15 protein-coding genes are annotated in these 16346 nt (G+C 71.0%); 8 read left to right on the top strand and 7 right to left on the bottom strand.

Annotated elements, in window-relative coordinates; all coding sequences use genetic code 11:
• Positions 1-35: 35 nt before the first annotated feature.
• Positions 36-1163, bottom strand: a complete 1128-nt coding sequence (locus ACFQ91_RS00155; RefSeq protein WP_198499385.1) for a glutamate--cysteine ligase — start codon at positions 1161-1163, stop codon at positions 36-38.
• 127 nt (positions 1164-1290) lie between these two features.
• On the opposite strand from ACFQ91_RS00155, the gene ACFQ91_RS00150 reads away from it, so the two are divergent.
• Positions 1291-2922, top strand: a complete 1632-nt coding sequence (locus ACFQ91_RS00150; RefSeq protein ID WP_198499384.1) for a glycoside hydrolase family 3 N-terminal domain-containing protein — start codon at positions 1291-1293, stop codon at positions 2920-2922.
• 1 nt (position 2923) lies between these two features.
• Here ACFQ91_RS00150 and ACFQ91_RS00145 read toward each other — a convergent pair whose 3' ends face one another.
• Positions 2924-3970 (bottom strand): iron-siderophore ABC transporter substrate-binding protein, encoded by a 1047-nt coding sequence (locus tag ACFQ91_RS00145; protein ID WP_198499383.1) that lies wholly within the window; start codon positions 3968-3970, stop codon positions 2924-2926.
• Positions 3971-4099: 129 nt separating this feature from the next.
• Positions 4100-4723, bottom strand: a complete 624-nt coding sequence (locus tag ACFQ91_RS00140) for a M15 family metallopeptidase (RefSeq protein WP_198499382.1) — start codon at positions 4721-4723, stop codon at positions 4100-4102.
• An 87-nt stretch (positions 4724-4810) separates the two neighbouring features.
• Between ACFQ91_RS00140 and ACFQ91_RS00135 the strand changes: the two genes are divergently transcribed.
• A complete protein-coding gene (locus ACFQ91_RS00135) occupies positions 4811-5497 on the top strand; it encodes a response regulator transcription factor (protein WP_198499381.1) in 687 nt (228 codons plus the stop codon).
• Entirely contained in the window at positions 5490-6701 is a 1212-nt protein-coding gene (locus tag ACFQ91_RS00130; RefSeq protein ID WP_198501043.1) for a HAMP domain-containing sensor histidine kinase, read from the top strand. Before ACFQ91_RS00135 ends, ACFQ91_RS00130 begins: the two co-directional genes overlap by 8 nt.
• On the opposite strand, the gene ACFQ91_RS00125 is transcribed toward ACFQ91_RS00130, so the two are convergent.
• Both ACFQ91_RS00125 and ACFQ91_RS00120 read right to left on the bottom strand, forming a co-directional pair.
• A complete protein-coding gene (locus ACFQ91_RS00125; protein WP_198499380.1) occupies positions 6638-7471 on the bottom strand; it encodes a sulfurtransferase in 834 nt (277 codons plus the stop codon). The two genes, ACFQ91_RS00130 and ACFQ91_RS00125, sit on opposite strands and share 64 nt — an antisense overlap.
• Positions 7472-7532: 61 nt before the next feature.
• Positions 7533-8786, bottom strand: a complete 1254-nt coding sequence (locus ACFQ91_RS00120; RefSeq protein ID WP_198499379.1) for a class I SAM-dependent methyltransferase — start codon at positions 8784-8786, stop codon at positions 7533-7535.
• Between the two features lie 99 nt (positions 8787-8885).
• Here ACFQ91_RS00120 and rsmA point away from each other — a divergent pair, with 99 nt between their 5' ends.
• Genes rsmA through ACFQ91_RS00105 form a run of 3 tightly spaced genes read left to right on the top strand, consistent with a single transcriptional unit; the run spans position 8886 to position 11475 of the window.
• Positions 8886-9797 (top strand): 16S rRNA (adenine(1518)-N(6)/adenine(1519)-N(6))-dimethyltransferase RsmA, encoded by a 912-nt coding sequence (gene rsmA, locus ACFQ91_RS00115; protein WP_198499378.1) that lies wholly within the window; start codon positions 8886-8888, stop codon positions 9795-9797.
• Complete coding sequence (locus ACFQ91_RS00110; protein WP_198499377.1) at positions 9794-10744, top strand: 4-(cytidine 5'-diphospho)-2-C-methyl-D-erythritol kinase; 951 nt, start codon at positions 9794-9796, stop codon at positions 10742-10744. The genes rsmA and ACFQ91_RS00110 overlap by 4 nt, the downstream gene beginning before the upstream one ends.
• Positions 10744-11475: a FadR/GntR family transcriptional regulator gene (locus ACFQ91_RS00105; protein WP_198499376.1), complete on the top strand. Its 732-nt coding sequence runs from the start codon at positions 10744-10746 to the stop codon at positions 11473-11475. The genes ACFQ91_RS00110 and ACFQ91_RS00105 overlap by 1 nt, the downstream gene beginning before the upstream one ends.
• A 66-nt stretch (positions 11476-11541) precedes the next feature.
• On the opposite strand, the gene ACFQ91_RS00100 is transcribed toward ACFQ91_RS00105, so the two are convergent.
• Positions 11542-12945, bottom strand: a complete 1404-nt coding sequence (locus tag ACFQ91_RS00100; protein ID WP_198499375.1) for a GntP family permease — start codon at positions 12943-12945, stop codon at positions 11542-11544.
• Positions 12942-13499, bottom strand: coding sequence for a gluconokinase (locus tag ACFQ91_RS00095; protein ID WP_198499374.1), 558 nt, complete (start codon positions 13497-13499; stop codon positions 12942-12944). Before ACFQ91_RS00095 ends, ACFQ91_RS00100 begins: the two co-directional genes overlap by 4 nt.
• A gap of 123 nt (positions 13500-13622) precedes the next feature.
• On the opposite strand from ACFQ91_RS00095, the gene gndA reads away from it, so the two are divergent.
• Positions 13623-15089 carry an NADP-dependent phosphogluconate dehydrogenase gene (gene gndA, locus ACFQ91_RS00090; RefSeq protein ID WP_198499373.1) on the top strand — a complete coding sequence of 489 codons (1467 nt, stop codon included), beginning with the start codon at positions 13623-13625 and terminating at the stop codon, positions 15087-15089.
• Between the two features lie 44 nt (positions 15090-15133).
• The gene (locus ACFQ91_RS00085; protein WP_198499372.1) at positions 15134-16309 is read left to right on the top strand and encodes an aminotransferase class V-fold PLP-dependent enzyme; all 1176 of its coding nucleotides are present in this window, start codon (positions 15134-15136) and stop codon (positions 16307-16309) included.
• The last annotated feature ends 37 nt before the right edge of the window (positions 16310-16346 follow it).

The following is a 16346-nucleotide window of genomic DNA, read 5'->3' as shown; positions in this document are numbered from 1 at the left end:
CTAGGCAGCCCCGGCCCGCGAGCAGGCCCCGCGCCTCACACGTACGAGGTGCGCAGATCCCGGATGAGCGAGCGCGTCACTTCGGTGAGCGATCCGGTCGTGTGGAACACGTCCTGCAGGCGCTGGTAGGGCACCCCGCGCGCCATGAGATCGCTGATCGAGGCGAGCTCGCGCGCGCATCCGAGCCTCTCGGCCACCGGCGCCAGACGGACGAGCTCGTCGGCGATGCACTCGGTGACGAGCCGCTCATCGGCTTGCGCGTTCTCGATGATGATCGCGTCCATCCCGTACCGCGCCGCCCGCCACTTGTTCTCGTCGTGGAACCAGTCGGGCATCGTCGGCAGGGTCTCTCCGGCGTCGAGGCGGGCGGAGAAGTCGTCGATGAGGCACTGGATGAACGCGGTCATCGCGGTGATCTCCTCGAGCGTCGGCAGCCCGTCGCACACCCGCACCTCGACGGTGCCCCAGTTCGGCGCGGGCCGGATGTCCCAGCGGATCTCGTTGAGATGGTCGATGATGCCGGTCGTGAGCATGTCGTCGACGTACTTCTCATACGCCGCCCACGAATCGAACTGGAACGGCAGACCGGCCGTCGGCAGCTGCTGGAACATCATCGCCCGATTCGACGCGTACCCGGTGTCCGTCCCGCCCCAGAACGGGGAGGAGGCGCTGAGCGCCTGCAGGTGGGGGACGTAGGCGAGGAGCGCGTTGATGATCGGCAGGACCTTGTCGCGCGAATCGACGCCGACGTGGACGTGGACGCCGAAGATCAGCATGTTCCGACCCCACCACTGCGTGCGGTCGACGAGTTCGAGGTACCGGTCCTTCGCCCGCACCTCCTGCGTCTGCCACTGGGCGAACGGGTGGGTGCCCGCCGACATCAGCTCGATGCCGCGATCCTCCGTCAGCGTCCGCAGCGCGCCCATCGAGGTCGCGAGGTCCTCGGCGACACCGGACACCGTCGTCTGCACATCGGTGACGAGCTCGATCGTGTTCGTCAGCATCTCGCCGACGATCCGCTTCTCGAATGCGGGTGCGCGGTCGGCGACATCGGCCAGCAGGCTCTCCGCTGCGGGGGTGAGATCGAGACTCTCCCCGTCGAGGAGAGCCAGTTCCCATTCGACACCGAGGGTGGAACGGGGTGAACGTGCGAAATCGACCATGGATCGATCATAGTGGCGCGCGTCCCCGACTCGAGACGCCGTCTTGCCCACACGGGCATGAGATCGGTCTCCCACCCGCCGGCCGAGCGCGCGGACCGGGTTCAGGTGCGCCCACTAGCATGGGAGCATGCCAACACGTCTCACCCTCACGGCACTGACCGCGGCACTCACCCTTGTCCTCGCCGGCTGTTCCGGCGGCAGCGCGGGGGAAACGGATGCCACGACGGATCCCTCGAGCGCCGAGGCGGGGGCGAGCTCGGCCGCCCCCACGAGCGCGCCGACGAGCGCGCCCCCGGCCCAGCCTGAGGACTTCGCCGACGAGGCCGCCGAGATCGTCGACTCCTTCTCCGACGAGCAGCTCGCCGGGTCCCTCATCATCGGCACCTGGGCCGGAGCGGGCTCCCAGGGCGCGGTCGACATGGTCAGGCAGAACAGCCTCGGCGGGGTCATCGTCATGGCCGACAACCTCACGGAGACCCCCACGGCCGACGAGGTGAGCGCCCTGACCAAGGACATCGCCGGCGCGCGGACCACGGGCCAGCCGGTGTCGATCGGCGTCGATCAGGAAGGCGGCCCGGTCTCGCGCCTGAGCACCGCGGCGCTGCCGTTCCCGCCGCTCATGGCGCTTGCCGCCACCGGGGACGGGCAGCTGACGACGACGGCGACGACGGTGCAGGCGCGCAACCTCACCGACCTCGGCTTCACGATCGACTTCGCCCCCGACTCCGATGTCACGGTCGGACCCGAGGACGTCGCGATCAACGTGCGCTCGGCCGGCGGCGATCCGAAGGCCGTCGCCGAGGTGGTCGCCCAGGCCGTCGACGGCTACGAAGCGGGCGGGGTCGCGAGCTCCGCGAAGCACTTCCCCGGCCACGGACGCCTCACCGTCGACTCGCACGAGAGCCTGCCGGTGTCGGAGAAGTCGATCGACGAGCTCGAGAGCACGGACCTGCTGCCCTTCAAGTCCGCGGTCGAGGCTGGGGTGCCGCTCGTGATGATGGGCCACATCGGTCTGCCGGACGCGAAGACGACCCCGGCGAGCCTCAACCCGGACGCCTACGCGGCGATGCGGGACAAGCTCGGCTTCGACGGGGTCGCGATCACCGATGCGCTCAACATGGAGGCCGTGCCCCAGAACGAGAACGGCGGGGAGACCGTGACCGCGCTCAAGGCCGGCGCCGACCTCGCGCTCATGCCCCCGGACGCCGCAGCCGCACAGAAGGCGATCGTCGCGGCGCTGGGGGATGGGACGCTGGCGAAGGACGACCTCGTCGAGAAGTCCCGCCGGGTCGTTGCGATGCAGCTGGCCACCGCGGAGACGCAGAAGGGCATCGCCGGGTCAGACGCTGGCAATGGCGCCGAGGATCCCGAGGCCGTGCTCACCGAGGTCGCCGAGAAGTCGTTGACCGTGCTCAAGGGCGACTGCGAGTTCGCGGGCACCGAGTCGATCTCGATCGTCGGCGGCAGCGAGAAGGAGAAGGCCGCTCTGGGCAAGGCGGCCGAGTCCGCGGGGTTGACCGTCGGCTCCGGTGGGACGACGGTGAGTCTGAGTCCGAAGACCTCCGCCGAGGTGGCCGTCGGCACCGCTGCCCCGTGGACCATGCGCAGCACCACGGCGAAGACCGCGGTGACCGCCTACGATTCCAATCCCTACGCGCTCGAGGCGGTCGCGAAGTGGCTCAAGGGCGACCTCACCGCCACGGGATCGCTGCCGGTCGAGTACGACGGCAGCGACGCGGCGCCGTCGTGCAGCGGGTGAGTCAGTCGAGCTGCTTGCCGTATGCGGCGGCGATGTCGTCGAGGACGGTGTTCAGCGCGAGGTAGCCCTGCCCGCGCATCCACGCCTCGAAGTCGACGGTGTGGACGTTGCCGGCCTCGACGGCGGGGATGGCCTGCCAGATCGGTGAGGCCGCGACCTCATCGACGACGCCCTCCTCGGTGCTGTAGACGAAGATGTGGTCGCCGAGGCTGCCCGGCAGCAGCTCGAGGCTCGTCTCGACATAGCCGCCCTCGCCGACGCTCGCGCCCTCGGCCGGCGGAGCGAACGTCAGCCCGGCGTCGGTCATCGCAACCCCGGCGTTCGTCTCCTCCATCATCACGCGCACCTCGTCGGGCCGCAGGCGCACCTGCGAGACCGGCTTGGCCGCTTCGGGATCGTCGGCGAGCTGCGCCTTGAGGTCGGCAGCGCGGGACTCGTAGGCCCGGGCGGCCTCATCCATCTCCGCGGTGCGGTCGAGAGCGGCCCCGACCTGGGCGGCAAGGCCCTTGGGGTCCTGCTCGCCGACGACGACGGGCACCGTCGGTGCGATGTCGGAGTACTCGTCGAACATCGTGTCATCGAGGCCGGCACCGCCCGAGGCGTTCATGAGGATGAGGTCGGGTTCGAGCGCGGCCACGGACTCGAGGTCGATCTCCTCGTCGGAGTCCCCGATGCGCGTGACCGAGTCGTCGTCGAGGCCGACGTAGTCGGGCAGACCCGCGAACGACATCGGCGAGCCGACGGGCGTGACTCCGGCTGCGACGCTCGAGTCGAGGAGCGCCGTCGACGTGACGACGACCCGTTCATAGTCGGTCGGGGCCTCGAAGGTGCCGAGCTCGGTCTCCACGGAGTAGGTGTTCGCCGAGGCGGCCCCCGCTGTCTCCGCGTCGGTGCCGCACCCGCTGAGGACACTGACCGTGAGCACGGCGGCCGACAGCGCGAGGCTGCCGCGCACGGCTGAGAGCCGGCCCGATCGCGTCGGGCAACGGCGGGCGCTGTCGAGGCGGGAGCCGGTGGACAGGGAGCCGGATGGCAGGGTCTCGGGCACGGAGCAGTCCTCTTTCGTCCTCAGGGAATCGGCGTGCAAGATTAGCCTAGCCTCAGCTGCGGGACGGATGGCCCTGCGCATCGATGAATGAGACGAGCCGCACACCCTGCCCCTCACCGCACCGCGGAATCACCGCATCCGGGGGTCCTCGGTGGGGTCGGCGTACTGCTGCGGGCAGCCGTCGGTCTGCGCTTCCGGCCGGAGCTCGTAGTGCCACGCCTCGTTGCCGTAGATCTGGCACAGCCCGAAGTCGGCGCCGTGCTGGGAGAGCCAGCTCGAGGCGTCCATCGGGCCGATGTCGACGGCGTCTCCGGACACGTGCGGTGAGGTCTCGGGGGTGGCGACCCACCGTGCGGCTTCGGCCTTCGACCCGTAGGTGGAGACGGCGTCGTCGAGCAGACCGGCCTGGTAGGCCGCCGATCGCCACCCGCTGTTGACGGTGAACGTCACGCCGTCGAGGCGCGCGGACTCGGCGGCCGCGGTCACCGCTGTGCGCAGATCGGCGTCGAGCCCGGAGATGCCCGGCAGTTCGGTGTCGGTGATGCGGGCGTCGTCGGGCAGGGCGCCGTTGTCGGTGTCGCGAACGTTCGCGTCGATCGACGCCCCGACTCCCGACTCGCCGGTCGGGGACTCCGCCTGCACTGCGCAGCCGGCGAGGGCGGCGATGAGCAGGACGGCGAGTCCGACGGCCACGGCGAGGACGCCGAGGCGGTCGGTGGTTGTCGGGACGGATGCTGCGGTTCTCGTGGTCATGCCTTCAGTCAACGCCGTCGCCTGTTGCCGGAGCGTATGCGGAAATCGATATGTCCGCGATACATCCGGGCCGATACGCTGATCCCTATGCGCGTACTGATCGTCGAGGACGAACCCGAGATGGCCGAGGCCGTCCGCAGCGGACTCCGCCTGGAGGCCATCGCCGCCGACATCGCCGGCGACGGTGACCAGGCGCTCGAGATGCTCGCGGTCAACGACTACGACATCGCCGTGCTCGACCGTGACATCCCCGGACCCTCCGGCGACGAGGTGGCCCGCCAGATCGTCGCCGCCGGCACCGGCATGCCGATCCTCATGCTCACCGCCGCCGACCGCCTCGACGACAAGACGACGGGGTTCGCCCTCGGCGCCGACGACTACCTGACGAAGCCCTTCGAGCTCGCCGAGCTCGTGCTGCGTCTGCGCTCCCTCGACCGGCGCCGGTCCCAGCACCGCGCACCGGTGCTCGAGGTCGCGGGTCTTCGCCTCGACCCGTTCCGCCGGGAGATCTACCGAGACGGCCGGTATGTCGCACTCACCCGCAAGCAGTTCGCGGTGCTCGAGGTGCTCATGCGCGCCGACGGGGGAGTCGTCAGCGCCGAGGAGCTGCTCGAGAAGGCCTGGGACGAGAACGCCGACCCCTTCACCAATGCCGTGCGGATCACGGTCTCGGCTCTGCGCAAGCGCCTCGGCGAGCCCTGGCTCATCGCGACGGTGCCCGGTGTCGGCTATCGCATCGCGGACCCGAGCGCCGAGGCGGCCGACCGTGGCTGAGCCGCGGCCCCGCGGACTGAGCGTCCGGTGGCAGCTGACGCTCAGCTACGCCGGGTTCCTCATCGTCGCCGGCATCCTCCTGCTCGCCGTCGTCTGGATCTTCCTCCTGCGCTATGTCCCCAACGTGCCGATCAGCGCCCCCGACGGCTTCGTCCCCAATCGCTCCGATCTGCAGCGGGCGTTCTTCCCCGCCGCGGCGGCGACCTTGGGGTTCCTCCTCGTCGTCGGGCTGGCCGGGGGATGGTTCCTCGCCGGCCGCATGCTCACCCCGCTGGAGAGGATCACCCGGGCGGCCCGGGCGGTGTCCGCCGGCGAGTTCTCCCACCGCATCCGGATGAGCGGGCGCCAGGACGAGATCCGGGAGCTCGCCGACGTCTTCGATGCGATGCTCACCCGGGTCGAGGCCCATGTCGCCGAGCAGCAGCGCTTCGCCGCGAACGCCTCCCATGAGCTGCGGACCCCGCTGGCCATCACGCAGGCGGTCCTCGATGTCGCACAGCGCGAGCCCGACCGCGAGCACAGCGCGGATCTCGCTCAGCTGCGCGCGGTCAACGACCGTGCGATCGCGCTCACCGAGGCGCTCCTCCTGCTCAGCCGCGCCGGCAATGAGATCCGCGACGTCGAGCCGGTCGACCTCTCCCTCCTCGCCGAGGATGCCGTGGAGACCCTGCTGCCGTTCGCCGAATCGCGGGGGATCGACGTCGAATTCGACACTCAGCCGGCCACAGCGCTGGGGTCGCCGGTGCTGCTGTCCCAGGTGGTGACGAACCTCGTCCACAACGCCATCGTCCACAACCTCCCGGCCGGCGGCTCGCTGCGCGTGCGCACCGGCCGGCAGCCGGCACCGGGCGGCATCGGCCCGTGGGCGTGGGTGAGCGTCGAGAACACCGGAGCGGTCATCAGCCCCGAAGCGGTTGCGACCCTCACCGAACCGTTCCAGCGCGGCGGCAGGCGCACCCGCGACAGCAGCCACGCAGGGGTCGGCCTCGGCCTCGCGATCGTCGCGCGCATCATCGCCACTCATCACGGCAGTCTCACCCTCACCCCGCTGGCCGGCGGGGGACTCCGCGTCGACGTCGGTCTGCCCGCAGCCCACCAGCCGGTTCAGGGGCGGAGCATAGCGGACCGCGGCACGGATGCTCAGCTGCCTGTGGCGATCCCGCGACCCGGGTCGGACGACCAGCCGGACCAGCTCGCCGAATAGAGGCTCGAGCCGACCCCGAGGGTCGCGAGCACCATCGCGTTGTGGCACGCGGTGACCCCGGACCCGCAGTAGACGGCGACCGACTCCTCGAGGGCGCCGAGGTCGCCGAAGCGCTCGCGGAGGTCGACCTCGGAGAGGATGTAGCCGTCGGCGGTGTTCTCCGTCGCCGGGGCGTTCCGCGCTCCGGGAATGTGGCCGGCGACCGCGTCGAGGGGTTCGGTCTCCCCGCGGAAGCGCTCGGGGGCGCGGGCGTCGAGGAGCACCCCGTCCCAGGACTCGGCGGTGTCGGCGTCGATGACGGGCATCGACCCGGGAGTGATGACGACGGTGGAGGGGTCGACGGCAGCGGCCTCACCGAATTCGAGGTCGCCGCCGGCGGAGACCCAAGCGTCGATCCCACCGTCGAGGACACGGGCGTGCAGTCCCGCCCAGCGCAGCAGCCACCAGGCTCTCGCCGCGCCGAGTCCGGAGTTGTCGTCATAGACGACGACCTCGGTCTCCGGGGTGATGCCCCAGGTCCGGACCGTGGTCTGGAACTGTTCGGGACTCGGCAGGGGATGGCGCCCGGCGCGCGGATCGGTCTGACCGTGATCGGCGAGGTCGGTGTCGAGGTCGACGTAGAGCGCGTGCGGCAGGTGACCGCGTGCGAAGTCGTCCCGGCCATCGGGTTTGAGCTGGGTCCAGCGGACGTCGAGCAGCCTCGGCGGGGTCCGGCCCATCGCCTGGGTGAGGAGCTCTTGCGCGGTGATGAGGACATCGGTTCGGGTCATCGGATCTCCTTGGCTCGGGTCGATCTCCTGCGATCGCCTCCGCTGCTGACTCTACGTCCCCTCAGGACTCCGTGGCAGTCCCGGGTGCCGTGAACGGCTGGGTGAGGAGGACGACGTGCTTGTCGCCGAGGCGGGTGAAGACGAGGGTGGCGCGCTCGCCCTTCGGCAGCTTGAGCTGGCGTCGCACCTGGTCGGGGACGATGTCGGCGCCGCGCTTCTTGATGACGACGGAGCCGATGCCGCGGGCGATGAGCTCCTTGCGCAGGCTCGGGATCTTCGCCGGGAGGACATCGACGATCTCGTACGCGGTGACCCCGGCCGCGGCCGGCCCGGTCGGGGCGACATCGGTTGTGAGGTAGGCGATCGACGGGTTGAGCCGGCGCGCCTGCAGGGGACCGGTGAGCGCCGTGACGAGCCCCGCGCGGACGATCGCGCCGTCGGGTTCGAGGAGATACGCGCCGAGGCGGCCGATGCCGTCCTCGTCGGTCGCCGGCACATCGTCCTCGTGGACGAGGAGGGTGCGCTCGCCCATGACGAGTGCGCTGCGTCCGGGGCGCTGCCGGGCCGCTCCGAAGTAGAGGCACACCTCGACGACGTCGCCGTCGTGGGAGACCCACTGGGCCTCGGCTGACGCGGGAATGAGGTCATGGTCGAGGGCGGGGCCCAGCTTGACCCCGGCCGCATGGGCCTTCGCCGCGCGGTCGACGACCCAGGTCAGCGACGGGGAGAACTCGTCGGGGTCGGCGATGCGCGCGGTCGCCCCGCGGGCGTTCGCGCGACCGACGCGGCGGCGAGCCGGATCGAACCATAGGGCGTCGGCGCCGTCGATCTCGGCGTCCTCGGCCAGCCCGTGAGCGACCTCGGCACCGGGCAGGTGCCGGAGGTTGAAGGCGGCGATCGCGGCGGTGACCTCGTCGGCGTCGACGGCGCGGACCTCGGCGCCGAGGCCGGCGAACGCGAACGCATCGACGCCGATCCCGCAGCCGAGGTCGGCGATGCGGACGGGGGCGTCGGAGCCGTCGGCTCGTCCGGCGGCGAGCAACCGCTGCGCGTGGTGGGCGGCGACGGGCAGGCGGGTGGCCTGGGCGAGGCCGTCACGGGTGAAGAGCATCTCCGCGGCGTAGGGGCCGAGCTTGCCGACGGCCTCCGTGCGCAGCTGCGCCTGCGTGAGCAGGGCCGCGGTCACCTCGGCGGAGAACCCCTCCTTGCGCAGCGCCGCTGAACGGGCGAGGTCGCCTGTGGGCAGATCATCGATCCGGTCGAGACGGTCGAGGACGGAGACGTCGAGGAGTTCGGCCAGAGTCGTGCGATCCATGGGGGCCAGCCTAACGTTTCCGGGTCACCCGCAGGTCACGGGGGATCACGGGCGCCGTCACGGTGAGGTCTGCCGAGACCGTGAGGTAGGTTGTTGGGTGTGACGTTACTGACCGCACGCGACATCCGCGACATCGCCGCTGACATCGGTCTGCGCCCGACGAAGCAGAAGGGGCAGAACTTCGTCATCGACCCCAACACCGTGCGCTCGATCGTCGCGACAGCCGACCTCGCCGGGGCGCAGAACGTCGTCGAGATCGGTCCCGGACTCGGGTCGCTCACCCTCGGCCTGCTCGAGGCCGGTCATGCCGTCACCGCCGTCGAGATCGACGAGGTGCTCGCCGCCCGCCTGCCCGCAACGATCGCGGAGTTCGCGCCGGAGGCCGTCGACCGGTTCGATCTCGTCGGCGCCGACGCACTCAAGGTCACCGAGCTGCCGCAGGCCCCGGACGCGCTCGTGGCGAACCTGCCCTACAACGTCGCCGTGCCCGTCCTCCTCCGTTTCCTCGAGATCTTCCCGAGCCTGAGGACCGTCCTCGTCATGGTCCAGCTCGAGGTCGCCGAGCGCCTCGCCGCGGGGCCCGGCTCGCGGACGTACGGCGTGCCGAGCGTCAAGGCCCAGTGGTACGGCGAGGTCGGACTGGCCGGGCGGATCGGCAAGAACGTCTTCTGGCCGGCCCCGAACATCGACTCGGGACTTGTCCGCATCGACGTCACCCGCAGCGAGAGGGACCCCGCCGAGCGCACACGCCTCTTCTCCCTCGTCGACGCCGCGTTCGCGCAGCGCCGCAAGACCCTGCGCGCGGCCCTCGCGACGTGGGCCGGCAGCCCGGCACGCGCCGAGGAGGTCCTCCGCGCCGCCGACATCGACCCGCGCACCCGGGGGGAGGCGCTCGGCGTCGCCGACTTCGCACGCCTCGCCGCCGCCGAGGCCCGACTCGCCGCCGATGACAGTCGTCCGGCAGCGGAACCGAGCCCGGACGCCGACCCGGAGGGCGGTCGCTCCGCATGACCGAGCAGCTGTCCCCGCGCCCCGGCGCCCCGACCCCGGTGAGAGTGCGCGCACCGGGGAAGATCAACGTCCACCTCGGCGTCGGCGGAGTCGGCGAGGACGGCTACCACGAGCTCGCGACGGTCTTCCAGGCCCTCGACCTCACCGAGACGCTCACCCTCATCCCCGGCGGGACGGGGGCGATCATCGTCCAGGGGCGCTACGCCGATGACACCGTGCCGCGCGGGGAGGCGAACCTCGCCCGCCGTGCCGTCGACCTCCTCATCAGCACCTTCGAGGCCGAACGGAACGTCGATGCGCTGCGCGGGCTCGACATCGTCATCGACAAGCAGGTGCCCGTCTCCGGGGGGATGGGCGGGGGCTCCGCCGATGCCGCAGCGGCACTGACCGGTGCCGCGCACCTCATCGGGGGAGTCGAGACCGAAGTGCTCGCCGACCTCGCCGTCGACATCGGCGCCGACGTCCCGTTCCTCCTGCGCGGGGGCACGGCGATCGGCCACGGCCGCGGGGAGAAGCTCAGCCCCGTCCTCACCCGCGGGACCTTCCACTGGGTGATGGCCACCTCGGCGGGGCAGCTCTCGACGCCTGCGGTCTACGGCCGCTTTGACGAACTCACCCCCGACCCGGCTCCGGCCGAGGTCCCGCCGGAGGTGCTCAAGGCGCTCGCCGCCGGTGACGTCGACGCGCTCGCGGCCGCCGCCGGCAACGACCTCACCGAGGCGGCCGTGTCCTTCCGGCCGGAACTCGCCGAGGTGCTCGAGGCCGGACGCGAGGCCGGCGCGGTCCTGCCCCTGCTCAGCGGCTCGGGACCGACGATCGGGTTCCTCGCCCGCGACGCCCACCACGCCCTCGACCTCGCCGTTCTCCTCCAGGCCACGCGGGGAGTCAAGGAAGCGCTGCGGACGACGGGTCCCGCGGCGGGCGCCCACGTGGTGCCGAGCGGCTGATGGCCGCCGATGCGAACCCGCCGCCGCGGGAGAACCTCCACGGTCAGGTCGTCGAGGCGATCGGACGCGACATCGTCTCCGAGGCGCTGCCCCCGGGCGTCGTCGTCAAGGCCGAGGAGCTGCGCGCCCGCTACGACGTCTCGCTCTCGGTCATCCGGGAGGCCGTGCGCGTCCTCGAGTCCCTCGGGATGGTTCGACCGGTGCGCCGGCTCGGTCTCGTCATCCTCGCGATGTCGGAGTGGACGATCCTCGATCCGCTCGTCGTCCGCTGGCGGATGGCGGTCCGTCCCGCTCGTCAGCTGCGGTCCCTGACCGAGCTGCGGGTGGCGATCGAGCCCGAGGCCGCGGGTCTCGCGGCGACCTATGCCGACGCCGAGGCGGCTGAGGAGATCATGCGCCTGGCCGCGCGGATGAGGGCGGCCGGGCGGACCGGTGACGTGAGCGCCTTCCTCGATGCCGATGCCGCGTTCCACCGCGCTGTCCTGCGCGCCGGCGGCAACGAGCTCTTCGCGTCGTTCGACACCGTCGTCGCCGAGATCCTCGCCGGTCGCACCGCGGAGGGGCTGCAGCCGCAGTTCCCCCATCCCGATGCGCTCCAGTGGCACTTCGACGTCGCCGATGCGATCGGCGGTGAGGAGCCGGATCGGGCCCGGCAGGCGATGGCGAAGATCGTCGCGAAGGCCTACGACGAGATGTCCTCGGTCTGGGACGGCGAGCCCCGGCGGACGTGAGAGGCCCGCGTCTCACAAGGCGCTGAGGCCCGCGCGCCTCTCAGAACGCGGGAAGTCCCGCGCGCCTCAGAACGCGCTGACGACGGCGTAGAGGATGAGGCTGAAGGCGAAGCCGACGACGCCGAGGAGCGCCTGCCCGACCGTCCACGTCTTCAGCGTCGTCTTCGTGTCCATGCCGAAGAACCGTGAGACGAGCCAGAAGCCCGAGTCGTTGACGTGGCTGGCGAAGACGGAGCCCGCGGCGAGGGCGAGGACGATCGCGACGACCTGGAGGCTCGAGAAGTCCGGATTGCCGACGACGATCGGCTGGACGAGCGCGGCGGCCGTCGTCAGCGCCACGGTCGCCGATCCCTGGGCGACGCGGACGATGGCGGCGATGAGGAAGCCGGCGACGATGACCGGCAAGCCGAGCGCGGCGAGGGAGTCGGCGATCGAGTCGCCGATGCCGCTGGCCCGCAGCACCCCGCCGAACATGCCGCCGGCCCCGGTGATGAGGACGATCGAGCACACCGGTCCGAGTGCGGAGTCGACGATCGAGTCGACGAGCGAGCGGCTCTTGTTCTTCCGCCACCCGAGCAGCCACATCGCCGCGAGCACGGTGATGAGCAGCGCGATCGGCGTCTCGCCGAGCATCCGCAGGCTCGTCACCAGGGTGGATTCGCCGTCGACCCAGCCTGCCTCGGCGGCGAAGCCGAGTCCGGTGTTGAAGAAGATAAGGATGAGGGGGAGGACGAGGAGGGTGATGACGGTGGTCAGGCTCGGTGTCGACTTGAAGCTCGCATACTCGTCGTCGCCGCCGGCGGAGAGGATCGTCGGCACGGGAACGTCGAAGCGCCGGCCGATGAAGAGACCGAAGAGGTACCCGCACAGGTACCACGCGGGGATCGCGATGAGGATGCCGCAGATGAGGACGAGACCGACATTGGCGCCGAGGAGGCCGGAGGCGGCGACGGGACCCGGGTGCGGGGGCACGAAGATGTGCATCGCGGAGAACGCCATCGCCGCGGGCATCGCGTAGAGGAGCAGCGACCCGCCGAGGCGGCGCGCGACGGTGAAGATGATCGGGAGCATGACGACGAGGCCGGCGTCGAAGAAGATCGGGAACCCGAAGAGCAGGGACGTCACCCCGAGCGCGAGCGGGGCGCGCTTCTCACCGAAGGCCTTGATGAGACGGTCGGTGAGCACCTCTGCGCCGCCGGAGAGCTCGAGGAGGCGCCCGAGCATCGCGCCGAGGCCGACGAGGAGGGCGACGCTGGCCAGGGTCGAGCCGAACCCGTCGTAGAGCACGGTGACGAGGTCACCGGGGGTGATGCCGGCCGCGAGTGCCGTCAGCACGCTGACGACGACGAGGGCGACGAACGCGTGGAGCCGGAGCTTGATGATGAGCAGCAGCAGGAGGGCGATCGCCGCGGCGGCAAGGCCGAGCAGCGCGGGCGCCGGCAGCGTCCACGCGAGTTCGATGTCGGTCATTGATCCTCTTCCTCGAGGCGGGTGCGGCGGTGGAGGGCGATGCGGGAGAGTTCGGCGGGCAGGAGATCGAGGATCGTCTGCCGCACCTCGGGCAGGCTCTGCTCGATCGAGACGACCATGTGCGCCTCGTCGGGCTCGAGGGCCTCGAGGGTGGACAGCTGCGAGTCGAGCAGCGTCGGCGACATGAACTCGTGGGCGCGCCGGGCCAGGTGGTCGGCGATGACGGCGCGGGGACCGTCGAGGTGGATGAAGAATGTCGCCGGGGCATCGATGCGCAGGCGGTCACGGTAGCGGCGCTTGAGCGCCGAGCAGGCGATGAGCGGGGCGGGGAGGCGGCTGAGCTCGGTGGCGATCGCGGCGAGCCACGGCATCCGGTCGGTGTCGGTGAGCGGAATGCCGGCGGCCATCTTCGCCTTGTTCGCCGGGGTGTGCAGGTCATCGCCGTCGATGAACGTCACCCCGAGAGCCTCGGCGACCTGCTGGCCGACGACGGTCTTGCCCGTCCCCGACACTCCCATGATGACGAGTGGTGGAAGGGTCTGTCCCAGGTCCATAAGAATCTCTCGAAAACATATGATGATATTGATATGCTCTGCAGAATAAATCAGAGTTATTGAACCGTATTTCTTCTGCGGAAGACTGTCAACAACGTGACCCTGCAACGAAGAGGACTGCTGATGAACGCCGATGTCGCTGTGATCGGGACCGGAGTGATGGGGTCGAACCTCGCTCGCAACCTCGCCGGGCAGGAGGGTCTGCGCGTCGCGCTCTACGACCTCGACGTCGACCGCGCGCGGGCGGTGGCCGCGAACCACCCGGAGGCCGAGTTCCTCGTCGCGACCTCTCCCGCCGAGCTCGCCGGGATGCTGCAGGCGCCCCGCGTCGCGATCCTCATGGTCAATGCCGGGGCGGCGACGGACGCCGCGATCGGCAGCATCGCCGAGGTGTTCGCCCCCGGCGACATCATCGTCGACGGCGGCAACTCCCACTTCACCGACACGATCGCCCGCGGGCGGCGGTTGGCCGAGACGGGCATCGAGTTCGTCGGCGTCGGGATCTCCGGCGGTGAGGTCGGCGCGCTCGAGGGGCCCTCGCTCATGGTCGGCGGCTCCGACGCCGCCTGGGAGCGCCTGCGTCCCCTCCTCACGCCGATCGCCGCCCGTGCCGAGGTGCCGGGGTCGGTCGAGCCGGTCCCGTGCGTGGCCCACATCGGCACGGACGGCGCCGGTCATTTCGTCAAGATGGTCCACAACGGCATCGAGTACGCCGACATGCAGCTCATCGCCGAGGCGTGCACGATCCTCCGCGACGGGCTCGGGCTCACCCCCGCCGAGATCTCCGCGGTGCTCACCGAGTGGAACGCGGGCGAACTCGAGTCCTACCTCATCGAGGTCACCGCCGAGGTCTTCGCCCACACCGATGCCGCGACGGGGCGTCCCTTCGTCGACATCGTCGCCGATGCCGCCGGTGCCAAGGGGACCGGGGCGTGGACGGCGCAGTCGGGTCTCGACCTCGGGGTTCCCGTGCCGACGATCGCCGAGGCGGTCTTCGCGCGGTCGCTGTCCCAGGCGGCGGATCTGCGCGCCCAGGGGGAGGCCCTCGGCGGACCGGCCCCGGCGGACACGGCATCGGCGGACACGGCCCCTGCCGACCGCCTCGGCGAGGCGATCGAGACGGTCCGCCGGGCGCTGTACATGGGCAAGATCCTCGCGTACGTCCAGGGCTTCGACGAGATCGCCGCGGGCGCCCGCGAGCACGGCTGGGACATCAGCCTCGGCGAGCTCGCGTCGATCTGGCGGGCCGGGTGCATCATCCGCGCGCGACTGCTCAACCGGATCGTCGCCGCCTACGACGCGCAGCCGGATCTCAGCAGCCTGCTCGCCGCCGATGATGTCCGGCAGTCGCTTGAGGCCGACCAGGCCGCTCTGCGCTCGACCGTCGGCGACGCGGTCGCGGCGGGGATCGCGGTCCCGGCGCTCGCCTCGGCGCTGGCCTACGTCGACGGCCTCCGCACGCCCCGGTCCTCGGCGGCGATCATCCAGGCCCAGCGGGACTTCTTCGGCTCGCACACGTACGGGCGGGTCGACCGTCCCGGGGTCTTCCACACGCTGTGGTCGGGCGACCGCAGCGAAGTCGAGGTCTGAGCCGCCGGTGGCCCCGGCGCGGGGAACGTGGCACTGTGGGATCTATGACTCAGCCACATGATGCGCCGCAGCCCCACGATCCGACCCTGCCCCACGACGACGTCGATCCCGGCGGTCTGCTCGAGTACTCGGTCGTCTTCACCGACCGTTCGCTCAACCACATGTCGGCGCGCTTCGTCTCCGTCATGCAGGACGTCAACCGCATCCTGCGGACCGCCTTCGACGCGCAGAGTGCGGCCATCGTCCCCGGTGGCGGGTCCTATGCGATGGAATCGGTGGCCCGGCAGATCGCGACGGGAAAGAAGTGCCTGATCATCCGCAACGGGCTCTTCTCGTTCCGGTGGTCGCAGATCCTCGACGCCGGAGCGATCGCGAGCGAGACCGTCGTCCTCCCGGCTCAGCCGGACTCCGACGATGTCCGGGCCGCGTGGTCGCCTGCCCCCATCGCCGAGGTGGTCGCCGCCATCGAGCGCGAACGCCCGGCCGTCGTGTTCGCTCCCCACGTCGAGACGGCCTCGGGGATGCTCCTGCCCGACGAGTACATCCGGGCCGTCGCCGATGCCGTCCACTCCGTCGGGGGAGTCTTCGTCCTCGACTGCATCGCCTCGGGTGCGGTGTGGGTGTCGATGGCCGAGCTCGGCGTCGACGTCCTCATCAGCGCCCCGCAGAAGGGGTGGAGCGGGTCGCCGTGCGCGGGCTACGTCATGCTCGGGGAGGCCGGTCGGGCCGCGGTCGAGGCCGGCACCTCGACGAGCTTCGCGATGGACCTGAAGAAGTGGCTGTTCATCGCCGACGAGTACGAGGCCGGGCGCGCACCGTACCACGCGACGATGCCGACGGATGCGCTCGCCCACAACGCCGCTCTCATGCGCGAGACCGAGGAGCGCGGCTTCGACAAGCTCGAGACGGCGCAGTTCGAACTCGGCGAGCGGGTGCGCGCGGTCTTCGCCGCCCGCGGTCTGCCCTCGGTGGCGGCCCCGGGGTTCCAGGCGCCGAGCGTGGTCGTCGTCCACACGACCAACCCTCAGCTGGCCAACGGCGCGGCGTTCAAGGAGGTCGGACTCCAGGTCGCGGCGGGTGTGCCGCTGCACGCCGGGGAGCCGGAGGGCTTCACGACGTTCCGCATCGGGCTCTTCGGGCTCGACAAGCTCGGTGACATCGACGGCACCGTCGCCCGCCTCGAAGCCGCCCTCGACCGGATCGACGTCACCGGAAAGTAAAGCGGCGGCCGGCGGCATCGGCCGCCGACCGCTTCAC

Source organism: Brevibacterium sp. NPDC056726, from assembly GCF_042790515.1.
Taxonomy (GTDB): Bacteria; Actinomycetota; Actinomycetes; order Actinomycetales; family Brevibacteriaceae; genus Brevibacterium; species Brevibacterium sanguinis.
The sequence above is the reverse complement of the archived record's forward strand: the minus strand, read 5'-3'. Positions and strand labels throughout refer to the sequence as shown.